Raw genomic sequence first — 10962 nt, 5'->3', positions numbered from 1 at the left:
AGAAGCAATACAAAAAAGATACGTAACATCCGAATTTAAGTATAACTACGATGTTTGGGAAGGTGAAAGAAATGAGACGAATTAAAAAAACATTAAAAAATACAAAAGGTGTCTTCTCTATCCTAATTGTAATAACTGTATTTATTGTTCTTTTAGCGATTACAGCCTTTTCAGATATAGCATCTAAATCTTGGGCTGTAAATGAAATACAGTCTATTATGGATACATCAGGGATGAATGCCTTACAGACGACTGTAGATACAAATAAATTACGTGATGAAATATTCTCCATTGATAAGGAAAATGAAATAGACACTGAAATCAATTCTGTAAACTTAACAGATTATGAAAGGAAGATATCTGCTAAATATAAAGAAGAAATTCGAAAACACGTAAAAACAAACAAAAACATTGTTGCTTTAAATGTTGAGCAAGTAAAAGTGGATTGGGGCAATGATACTTGGGGATTAGGAGAAACAAAAAAGAAACGTCCTCAAATTGTTTTAGATACAGTGAGTAAAGTCAGAATTAAAAACAGTTCATATTTCGATGATTTAGGTGGCTTATCAAAAGATATGTATAATGCACGTAATGGTTCGAACTTCACAGTAACATATAATGGTCAAAAGGAAGATGGTACTGTGGAATTAATTATTAGAAGTGTTACAAGAATGGTATACAGATAAAAACATCATGTAAAATGGTGTTTTTTTATTAGACAGAATCAAACGAAAATTAGGTATGTACTTACTTCTAAAAATCTACTATAAAATAAAAGTTTTTAGGAGGGGATTTTGTGCCTGAGATACAACAATTCTTATTGAATATTAAAAATGAAATTTTATATGTAAATAGTCATATTTTTATTGTAGCCATATTGTTATTATTTTTATTTATAGCGACTTATACGGATTTAAAAAACATGAAGATTTATGATAAGTTTAATGCAGTGTTTTTTGCAACTCGATTATTAATAATTATTCTACCGTTTGGAATTACTTATCAATGGACCCATTTAATTGGTGGTCTGATAGGAGGTTTGTTCCTATTAATACCTGCAATGGTATTAATGCATAAAATGGGTGGAGATATCAAGTTTATGTTTATATTCGGTATGTATTTAGGAGGCTACTACACAATCGTCTTATTATTGTTATCTTGTCTCATTCACTTTATTTATTCTATTGCATCTATATTTATATTTAAGAAACAGAACAAGAAAACAATGGTACCATTCGCACCATTCTTCTGTATTTCGTATAGTATCTTAACTTTAGTAGGCTTTCTATATCTCTAATATATAGCATTCGGTTGTACTTTTTTACAAAAGTCATCGGATGCTTTTTTTATGAAATGTAGTCTATATAAATTACAAAAATTTTATTTTTTATATTTGAATAAAACGATTACATACTGTAAAATAATCCCTATATATAAATATAATGTTTTTAGAACATGGGGGAGAAAAATGAATAAAAATGAACTCTTAGAAAAAATGAAGGAAAGGAATAGATTGTCAAAATCGGAGAATCAATTAGCTGTAGATACATTTATTAATATTATCTATGAAGCATTGCAAAATGGAGAAAAGGTATCTTTAAAAGGGTTTGGACAATTTGTAACTAAAGAAAGAAAAAGTAGGAACATTAGAATCCCCTCTTCAGAAAAAGAAGTAAGAGTTCCTGCAAAGGAAATCCCTGCGTTTGAGCCAGGTGAAGAATTTAAAAGTAAAGTAGAAAGAATAATTGAATAAAAATTGATAGAACTGGATAGAGCATGAAACACCTCTTTTTCCTATTGACTATATGATATGATTTTTATATAGAAAAAAGGAAGGGCGTGAAATTCATGATAAATATCGTGATTAGTAAAATGAGTTTTCAAGGAAAAACATATATTAAAGTTTTTTACGTTATGAATGAACATGTTATGCATATTAAAGTTTTAGAGAAGGTAAATGAAACATATCGAGCAGTTAGTGTTAATAGTTTAGGAAATGCAACGGCATTAAAAATTCTAACAGATGCCAAAGATGATGTTCATGTAGACCCAATTGAATTGATTGACGTGTATGAATATATGGACAATGCTTTTGAGAACGCAAAGCATCAAATGATTAACCATGTGAATCAAATAGAGTCATGGGAACTACTTTCGTTTAATGAAATAGGAGGGCAGTATTTCGCATTAATTGATGACAGAAATACACCTATTCATAAGATGTTTGAAATCGGAGTTAATGATGTTGGACAAGTTGATAGGATGTCACCAGTACCTTACTCGCATATTCATGAGTTAACAAAGCTATTGTTACCTGAGTTTCTAAGAAATAATAAACGATTCTTATTACAAACCTCAGAAAATCAATATTTAGGAATTGTAAAAGAAGGAAAAGATGTTGTTGCTTGTATTTTTTCTATTAAACAAGGCGTGGGAAATGGACAAGAGGGAATGATTTATGCTGATGGTGCTTTTGCATTCAAAGAAACATCTGAAGGATACATGAGATATACAGAATTCCCTGAGAAAATCGAGAAGAAAATTGAAAAGAGCTCTAAAACATTAATGAATTTCTTAATTGAATTGTTTGAAAGGAAATAAGAGCAAGGGATAATTATCCCTTGCTCTTTTACTTATTAATCATATCTCTTACATCAAAATAATCTATTCCAAAAGAAGCTAATTCTTCCTTCGAAATAATATAGTTTGTAGTCGTATTTACATCAACACCACTTTTTTTAAATGCACGAGTTGCGATTCTTCTTGGTTGCCGAGATAGAGATGCAACGAATTTTTTTAAATTAATTACATGATAATTGTGCATGGTGTTTCGATATTCGTTAAGTAACGCTTGTCGCTCTTCTTTATCTGTTAAAGAAAAGATATAAGCTTCTAATGGGATTGCTTTTACTTTCTCCACTATGTATCAGTCTCCTCTCAAGTAAAAAGTGCTCTATAGAAGAGCACTACTTATTTACTTTCTTTGTTTTCTTTATTAGTTTCCTCTTTTTTCGGTTCGACTTTTTCTTCTACGACTTTACCATTCTTGTCTACTTTTTCTGTTTTAACAAGGTCATATAGTTTATTTTTACCGAATGCTGTATCCATTGTATCCTTGAAGATTTTCTCATCAGTAGAACCAATCCATGTATATGAAATCTTTCCTAATTCATCAATGAATACAAAGCTTGGAACGAGTTTTAAGTTGTAATTTTTAACAATAGATAAATTATCTCCATTATCTTTTCCTGCAATAGAATTTTCATTTACTTCGAGATTCAAATCTTTAAAGAACTTCTCAACATCTTCTTTTGAATCTTTTGGGAAGATAGGTAGAAACACTGCATCTTTATAAGATTCTTTCACTTTTGCTACAGTAGGCGAACTCTCTTTACATACTGGACAATCATCCCTCATAAAATCAAGAACAACTTTTTTTCCTTTTAATTCGGATAACTTAACTGTTTCCCCTTTGATGTTCTTATATTCAAAGTCAGGAGCAGTCTTACCAATAGACGTCAAAGCAAAGTCCATTGCCAATTTATCAGGGAAATTTCTTTTGAATTCATTCATCCCTTTTTCGCTATAAGAAAGAAGAATTTCTTCAGCAGGTTTAGAATAGTCCACAGATACTTTTCTTTCTTTATATGTTACTTCTTTTTGTGTTTCCTTTTCTTTAGGTGCTTCTTTTGATTGACATCCACCCAACATCATTCCAACAACTGCAAACGCCATGAGTCCCATAAAAGACTTACGAAATTTCACATTATCAACTCCTTTTATTATGTAACTAAATTCTAACATTATCATTAACTATAGTCAATAAAATTGATGAATTGATGATTCTTACTAACCTACTCACATATAATATAAAAATTATAAAAACAGGTATTTATATAAATTAAATTTATAAGGAGTGGGATTTTACAATGGGGAAATTACCAAACAAAATAGAAGGTTACAATGCAGAATTAAGGTTAAATGTTGTGGGATATCGTCTTCTCGGAAAGACTGACCAGTTTCCGATTTTTTCAAAATCTGCGGATTTCTTTTGTAATGGAGAAATTTTAGATTATAAAACATATTACAAAAGAGTGTTAGAAAAAGGATATGGGATTATATACAATGACTACATTATTTTTAAGAAAAATGCAGGTTCAATTGCATATAAAGACTTCATTAGAGAGTACAACTCTAAAACAAATGAAGGGAAAAGTTTCATGAATGGAAAGCTATATGATGCTTTGTTCGATATATACAACTTTGAAATGATAAAAGGATTGTTGTTATCAGCGAAAAATGGTTTTATGAGCTTGAATCAACTAAGAGAAAAGTTAAGTCAATTTGGTGACCCAACAACGATGAATAATCTATTAGAAGAGTGCTTACAATAGCACTCTTTTTGTTGTTTTAGTTATTGTTTTTGTATAGAACATTGTCAGTCATATTTACTATAGTTAATGAATAAAATATGGTTTATTGTAAAATTAATAACTTTGGAAGAGGGGATAAACCATATGACACACTTAACAGAAATGGAAAAAGAAATTATTGCAGTAGAAAACGAGAGGCTTGTTTATTATGTAGTAAAGATGTTTGAGAACTCTCAAATTGACCCAGATGAATTGGTAAATGCAGGGATGGTAGGATATGCAAAGGCCTTAAATGCATTTGATACAACTCGTGAAGTGAAATTCTCTACATATGCTATAAATTGTATTAAGAATGAGATTTTATTCTTTTTAAGAAAAGAAAAGAAACATAGATTAAATAATGTTTCTTTAAACACTGTTTTATCTGTTGATAAAAATGGAAACGGGTTTCATTTAGAAGATATTGTTGCGGAGAAAAATAACGGAGAGAAGTCTTTAGAAGATAGAGTAGTAGAAGATGACCACAAGCGTTTGATACGAGAAGCGATTAAGATGTTAAATCCAGAAGAACAATATATTATGACGTTTCGTTATGGTTTAGATAAAAATGGAACAGAAAAGACACAAAAACAAATAGCTGAAGATATTAACATGAGTCAAGCGAATGTATCTAAAATCCAAAAACACTGCTTGTTAAAAATTAAGAGATTAATTAAAGAAGAAAAGGTTGCCTAATAATATTTTTATCAATGTACAGTAATAATAAAGTTACTGTATTTTTTTATGTCCTTAACTATTCCTGTTTTTTTGTAAGGGTGATTTTTAATAAATAAATTAAATTTTTACATGAATAAAATATCTTGTATATAGGTTTATGTTTCGGAGGGGTTTTTCTTTTTAAAAAAACAGGAGGAATTTATTCCCCCTGTGAGTTGCGAAATGCCAATTTAAATGTAATAATGTACGGCATGGTAAATAGTAACAATTCTACAAATATACGTCCCCACCCTAATAAGTAATAGTAGTGAACGAATAGAGAACTGTTGATGTACAGTGGAATACCTACGAAGAATACGCCACCACCACCAATATAGATATTACCTAAAGCCAAAATGATTAGACCGATGATATATCCGTTTAATTCTTTTTGAGTCTGTATTTTTAGTTTCTTAACAAAAAAGTATAAACATCCAACTTCAATTGCAATACAAATAATAGATACCATTCGATGAGATTCAAATGGAATAAATAGAAGCCAAAATGCTATGGTCATCAATAAATAATAGCTTGATAATAAAATAAAGTTATTAACATGCCGTTCTTCGATTTTGCTAAATATGTTAGTCATATTTTTCACCTCTTATAAAAACAAGGAAGCTAATAGCCCCCTTGTTTACTTTTTACTGTTTCCAGTATCTGTTTTTGTTAGTTTTGTAATTAACTCTTCAAGTTTTTTTGAAGTTTCTTTCAGTTCTTTAAGAGTTTTTTCTGATTGTTCATTCGAATACTTTGCAGTAATATACGCATCAATATGTGTTTTTACAACAAGGGCAAAACGTTTGAGGTCATCACCTTGCATTGGGATTCTAACCAGTTGTTCAGGGCTTGTGCCATAACGAGGTACGATTAAGCCTTTCTCATTTTTTTCCCCTTTACCAAGTTCTGCTTGGAAAAGGAATGGAAGTTTAGAACCTGGTAGTAACTTTAGAACACGGGATTCGCTCATTCCATCTTCACGTTCTTTCCCACGTTGTTTTAATGATTCAGCAGGTGTTCCACCCATATCATCAAAGATTTTACCTGGATACTTCGCACCTTTTGCTTTTTCATTCTCAGCTAACTTATGGATTTTTCCTGACATGATATCTGCGGAAAGAACTAAGAATTTATCAATATCCATATAAATTGGAATTTTGGCTGTGTAGCGTTCTCCTGCTTTTTTGTTTTGGTCATAAGTAATGAAATTCATATAGACCTTTCCAATGTCAAATCCTGTGTTTAGAACCTCCATGAAACAATCTCTTCCATCGAATCGAATAATTTGTAACGGATTAGTTTCTCTTGCCATTGTTACATCAGCTCCTCTGAATATTAAGTTTTTTATCAATATGTAAAGGTAAAATTGGTTTAAAACAATTCATTTACTATAATTGATTTTATTATTTTTCTTTGACAATAGTCAATGAATTATATAATCTTATTATAGTTTCTGATTCATGAAATTACAAGGGATTATTTTATAATTTGAGGTGTTTTTTAGTGAACTATTATGAAGATGAAATAGCTTTATTGCTAAAGGAAGAGCTAAGTATTATGTATGGTATCAGTAATTTTGATGTGTTATATCGTTATGTTGTATTGCGATTTGGATGTGACAGTATAGATGATAAAAAAAAGAAAGAAGAGTTTATATATAAAAAGAATTTTATTCAATTCATATTGAATGAGTTACAGATTGAAGTTGAAAAGGATAAAGTTAACTATAAAGGAGAATTTATCTCTATCAATCCAATTATAGGTAGTTGTTTTGCAAATGCTATTGAAGATTGGTGTTTTTCATCAACGTTCTATCCTGTTACAACTGAAGAAGGTATATCAAAAGATGTAACTACGTATTTGTCTGATTTGGAAAAAGACTTGGTGAAAAGGGCTAAGAAGAAGAATAGGAAATATAAGAAGGAAAGTGATTACTGGTATCGAGTGAAGTACGAATATTTGATGTTATTAAATGAATTGTTTCAAGTGCAAATTTCAAGTCCAAATAGAATCAGAGGATTTGCCTGTGTTGATGATAGGGTGTCAATTGAAACCTTAGAGAGTCGTTATATACAAATGTTTATATCTGATATTCAATATAGTTCAAATGTCGAGTTGATAACAGAAGCGATGTTAGAAGAGTATATGAAGCGTAATTTATCGTTAGTAGAAAGTGGACTTAGATTAATTGCTACTCAATATATGCTTCCAAAGGGAAGGATTGATATCTTGGCGAAAGATTCAAGCGGTGTGTATGTAGTTATTGAATTAAAAGTAGAGGAAGATACTGACATTGTATGGCAGAGCTTGTATTATAGAAATGAAATTAAAAGAATAAAGAATGTGAACGAAGTTAGGTTCATAACCGTCATGCCGAAATGTGAGGACCACATTTTCGATTCCTTGCAATCCGTTGGTGGTGTGGAGGTTTTTGAGTACATTCCAATGATAAAAAATGAACAATTAATTAAGGTGCAATTTAAGAAAAAATCTACTGGAACAACGAACATTACAAATGTTGCATAATTTTTATCAAGGGAGGTACTTATATGTTGATTCCTGAAAATGTTCATCCATCATGGGATGAATTCTTGACGAATGACAGAAAAGAAGAAGTAAATGTGATTTTTGATGAGATAAAACAAGATTTTACACCTTCAGACCCAAAACTTGTACTGAGGTTTTTAGAAAGAGATTTAAACAAAGTGAAGGTGATTTGGCTTGGACAAGACCCATACCCTATAGAGGGGAAAGGCTCAGGTCGAGCATTTGAGGATGCCACAATAAAGGACTGGGACGATAAAGGGATAGGGAAGTTAATTAAAAATGTGATTAGAAGCATCTATCGAATGGAAAATAACATCGAAAATTATAAAGATGTAAAGGCATATAAAAAAATTCAAAAAGAAATTAAGAATGGGGCGTTTAATATAAAACCACCTAAAGAATGGTTTGATTCTTTAGAGAATCAAGGTGTCTTGTTCTTAAATGTATATTTCACTTGTCAGGTGGGGCGAGGTAAAGCGGGGACCCATAGAGATGAATGGAAAGATTTTTCATCTAAATTACTTAAGTATATTGATAGTAACAACCCAAATGTTATTTGGTTTTTATGGGGGAATCCTTCACGAAAAATAGGAGATATTATGCAGTTCAATAATATTTATGAAAGTAGGCATCCTGCATATCAAAATAAAGCCTCAGGAACAGATATATTAGATTTTGAGGGTTTTAGAGGGACGAAAAACATGATTAATTGGCTTGGGGAATAGGAAAAGAAGCAGAACTAACATCTGCTTCTTTTTTGTCTTTTAATCTACAAATTCAGCTAAATTCTCATTGATTAGTTGGTAAATAGCTAATGATAAGAATCCAGATAAGAGAATAAATACGTAGAAGAATAATTGATTCCATAAAAGTCCTGCTCCAATAGCACATCCAATAGAAAAAATGAATAAGATGAAGCATGTAAATACTGTGGATTTTGTATGTTTTTTTATTTCATCAGGTAGGTGACTATGTACCTTTAAAGTTTTTGTTAAGTTAATAAGTGTTAAAATGATTGCCATGCCAGAGATGGCAACTAATAGTACGTTAATGACAAGTATCAGCATATTTCATTTCCCCTTTCCTTTCATATTTATATCCTTATTATATGATTTTATTATAGGGTTAAATCTTGTATGTTGTTTGAGTACAACCTGTTATTTCATTGACAATAGTCAATATAAAATGTATTATACGTGGTGAAGAAAGACAGTAAGGAGATGATAGTATGAGTGAAGAATATAATGGAGATTCCATAGAGATATTAGAGGGATTAGAGGCGGTTCGTAAACGACCAGGTATGTATATTGGTTCAACGAATACTAAAGGTCTACACCATATGATTAAGGAAATCATTGATAATTCCGTGGATGAAGCAGTAGCAGGATATTGCGATGAAATTATTACTCGGATACATAAAGATAATTCTATTTCTATAGAAGATAATGGTCGGGGAGTCCCTGTTGATGTACATCGAAAAGCAGGGTATTCAACTGCAAGGGTGATTTATACTATCCTTCATGCAGGTGGTAAATTCGGTGGGAATGGATATAAGGTGTCTGGTGGTTTACACGGTGTAGGTGCATCTGTAGTGAATGCATTGAGCTCTTATTTAGAAGTGGAAATACATAGAAATGGAAAGATATATAAAGACCGCTATGAAAATGGTGGGGTTCCTGTTATACCGTTAACTGAAAATGGAGAACTTCCTTCAATTGGTGATACAGACAGACGTGGTACAAAGGTTCGTTTTTTACCAGATAACACAATCCTTGAAACTACAGAATGGAATATTGAAACCATTGAAAATAGATTACAAGAATCTGCATTTTTAAATAAAGGATTGAAGTTTGTTTTTATAGATGAAAGAACAGGATATGAAAAGACCTTCTGTGAAAAAGATGGAATTGGTGGATTAGTGAAGGAAATAAACCATTCAAAACCTACATTAACAGATGTTATATCTTTTTCAGGTGTATCGAAAGATATTGAAGTTCAAATCGCTTTTCAATATGTACAAGAATATAACGAACATCTTATCAGTTATTGTAATAATATTATTACCCCTGATGGTGGAACTCATATAGTAGGCTTAAAATCAGGTATAACACGATTAATTAACGGTTATGCAAAAGAACTTGGTCTACTAAAAACGAAAGACAACACGATTGATGGTGCTCATATCCGTACAGGAATTGTGGCTGTAGTGTCAATTCGTCATTCAAACCCACAATATGAGGGGCAAACAAAAGAAAAGCTTGGCAGTACGGATGCGAAGGGTGCCGTAGAGGAAGTCATTAAAAATGAAGGCTCCAAGTTCTTTGACTTACATGTAGAAGAAGTTAAACGGATTATTGAAAATGCAATGAGGGTGTCCAAGATTAGGGAAACAGAAGAGAAATCGAGGGATAATAGTCTCCAAAAGAAAGATGCCCAATTACAGACGAATGGAAAATTAGCATCTGCTTCTTCAAAAACACCTGTAAAAAAGAAAGAGATTTACCTTGTAGAAGGTGATTCAGCAGGTGGGACAGCAAAACAAGCAAGGGATAGAAAAACGCAAGCTATACTTCCTGCAAAAGGTAAGATTATCAATGTGGAAAAAGCCAGAATTGATAAAGTTCTATCAAATGAAGAGATTCAAAGTATTATAGTTGCAATTGGTGGGGGTCACGGGAAGGCCTTTGATATTTCGAAAGTTAATTATGGTCGAGTTGTTATTATGACAGATGCCGATGTAGATGGTGCTCATATTCGAACGTTATTGCTTACTTTCTTCTATCGTTATATGCGTCCTCTTATTGAAGAAGGGTATGTTTGGATTGCAGTGCCACCGTTATATAAGATTGTATATGAAGAACAGCAAGGTAGAAAAAAGGTTGAAACAGAGATGTACGCTTATTCAGTTGAAGAATTAGATTCGATAATGAGTACAATAGGGAATAAAATAAAGGGTATTCAACGTTATAAAGGATTAGGGGAGATGTCTGCAACCCAATTATGGGATACGACATTAAATCCCGAAACAAGAAAGCAAATACAAGTAAGGATAGAAGATGCGAAAGAAGCAGATGCTGTAACGGAACTATTGATGGGTGATAAGGTAGCACCAAGAAGAGAGTTTATTATCAGTGAAGCTCATAAAGCGAATATAGATATTTAAAAGAAGGAGGAGAAATCTCCTTCTTTTTTACTAACAGCTATTTACAATTATATAATCGTCATAATAATATATATATGTATACAAAAACTGTAAGTGTAACCTAATTAAATAAATAACACTTTT

At 31.4% G+C, this 10962-nt stretch carries 14 protein-coding genes; 9 read left to right on the top strand and 5 right to left on the bottom strand.

The genetic code is table 11. The features are described 5' to 3' along the window. Positions 1-71: 71 nt before the first annotated feature. From MR160_RS30920 to MR160_RS30905, 4 genes are all read left to right on the top strand, one after another. On the top strand, positions 72-686 hold the full coding sequence (locus MR160_RS30920) for a hypothetical protein (RefSeq protein WP_001252699.1): 615 nt from the start codon (positions 72-74) through the stop codon (positions 684-686). A 110-nt stretch (positions 687-796) separates the two neighbouring features. After that, positions 797-1297, top strand: a complete 501-nt coding sequence (locus MR160_RS30915; RefSeq protein ID WP_098297281.1) for a prepilin peptidase — start codon at positions 797-799, stop codon at positions 1295-1297. Between the two features lie 171 nt (positions 1298-1468). Beyond that, positions 1469-1753, top strand: a complete 285-nt coding sequence (locus MR160_RS30910) for an HU family DNA-binding protein (protein ID WP_242298989.1) — start codon at positions 1469-1471, stop codon at positions 1751-1753. Positions 1754-1848: 95 nt separating this feature from the next. Continuing rightward, entirely contained in the window at positions 1849-2601 is a 753-nt protein-coding gene (locus tag MR160_RS30905) for a hypothetical protein (RefSeq protein WP_242298988.1), read from the top strand. Between the two features lie 28 nt (positions 2602-2629). On the opposite strand, the gene MR160_RS30900 is transcribed toward MR160_RS30905, so the two are convergent. After that, positions 2630-2920, bottom strand: coding sequence for a hypothetical protein (locus MR160_RS30900; RefSeq protein ID WP_098297283.1), 291 nt, complete (start codon positions 2918-2920; stop codon positions 2630-2632). A gap of 50 nt (positions 2921-2970) precedes the next feature. Continuing rightward, positions 2971-3765, bottom strand: coding sequence for a TlpA family protein disulfide reductase (locus tag MR160_RS30895; RefSeq protein ID WP_242298987.1), 795 nt, complete (start codon positions 3763-3765; stop codon positions 2971-2973). A 164-nt stretch (positions 3766-3929) separates the two neighbouring features. Between MR160_RS30895 and MR160_RS30890 the strand changes: the two genes are divergently transcribed. Further along, the gene (locus tag MR160_RS30890; RefSeq protein ID WP_242298986.1) at positions 3930-4394 is read left to right on the top strand and encodes a hypothetical protein; all 465 of its coding nucleotides are present in this window, start codon (positions 3930-3932) and stop codon (positions 4392-4394) included. Positions 4395-4517: 123 nt separating this feature from the next. Beyond that, positions 4518-5108, top strand: a complete 591-nt coding sequence (locus MR160_RS30885; protein ID WP_000149417.1) for a sigma-70 family RNA polymerase sigma factor — start codon at positions 4518-4520, stop codon at positions 5106-5108. A gap of 181 nt (positions 5109-5289) precedes the next feature. On the opposite strand, the gene MR160_RS30880 is transcribed toward MR160_RS30885, so the two are convergent. Both MR160_RS30880 and MR160_RS30875 read right to left on the bottom strand, forming a co-directional pair. After that, entirely contained in the window at positions 5290-5721 is a 432-nt protein-coding gene (locus tag MR160_RS30880; protein ID WP_242298985.1) for an iron permease, read from the bottom strand. A 45-nt stretch (positions 5722-5766) separates the two neighbouring features. Further along, positions 5767-6441, bottom strand: a complete 675-nt coding sequence (locus MR160_RS30875; protein ID WP_061662209.1) for a hypothetical protein — start codon at positions 6439-6441, stop codon at positions 5767-5769. Positions 6442-6632: 191 nt separating this feature from the next. Between MR160_RS30875 and MR160_RS30870 the strand changes: the two genes are divergently transcribed. Beyond that, a complete protein-coding gene (locus MR160_RS30870) occupies positions 6633-7655 on the top strand; it encodes an endonuclease NucS domain-containing protein (RefSeq protein WP_242298984.1) in 1023 nt (340 codons plus the stop codon). 23 nt (positions 7656-7678) lie between these two features. Continuing rightward, positions 7679-8401 (top strand): uracil-DNA glycosylase family protein, encoded by a 723-nt coding sequence (locus MR160_RS30865; protein ID WP_242298983.1) that lies wholly within the window; start codon positions 7679-7681, stop codon positions 8399-8401. 39 nt (positions 8402-8440) lie between these two features. Here MR160_RS30865 and MR160_RS30860 read toward each other — a convergent pair whose 3' ends face one another. Beyond that, positions 8441-8743: a hypothetical protein gene (locus MR160_RS30860; RefSeq protein ID WP_061662212.1), complete on the bottom strand. Its 303-nt coding sequence runs from the start codon at positions 8741-8743 to the stop codon at positions 8441-8443. 161 nt (positions 8744-8904) lie between these two features. Between MR160_RS30860 and MR160_RS30855 the strand changes: the two genes are divergently transcribed. After that, positions 8905-10839 (top strand): DNA gyrase/topoisomerase IV subunit B, encoded by a 1935-nt coding sequence (locus MR160_RS30855; protein ID WP_242298982.1) that lies wholly within the window; start codon positions 8905-8907, stop codon positions 10837-10839. Positions 10840-10962: the final 123 nt, after the last annotated feature.

It is taken from the genome of Bacillus cereus group sp. BfR-BA-01382 (assembly GCF_022663475.1).
Taxonomy (GTDB): domain Bacteria; phylum Bacillota; class Bacilli; order Bacillales; family Bacillaceae_G; genus Bacillus_A; species Bacillus_A thuringiensis_S.
Note: the sequence above shows the minus strand (reverse complement) of the source record. Positions and strands in the feature narration are given on the sequence as shown.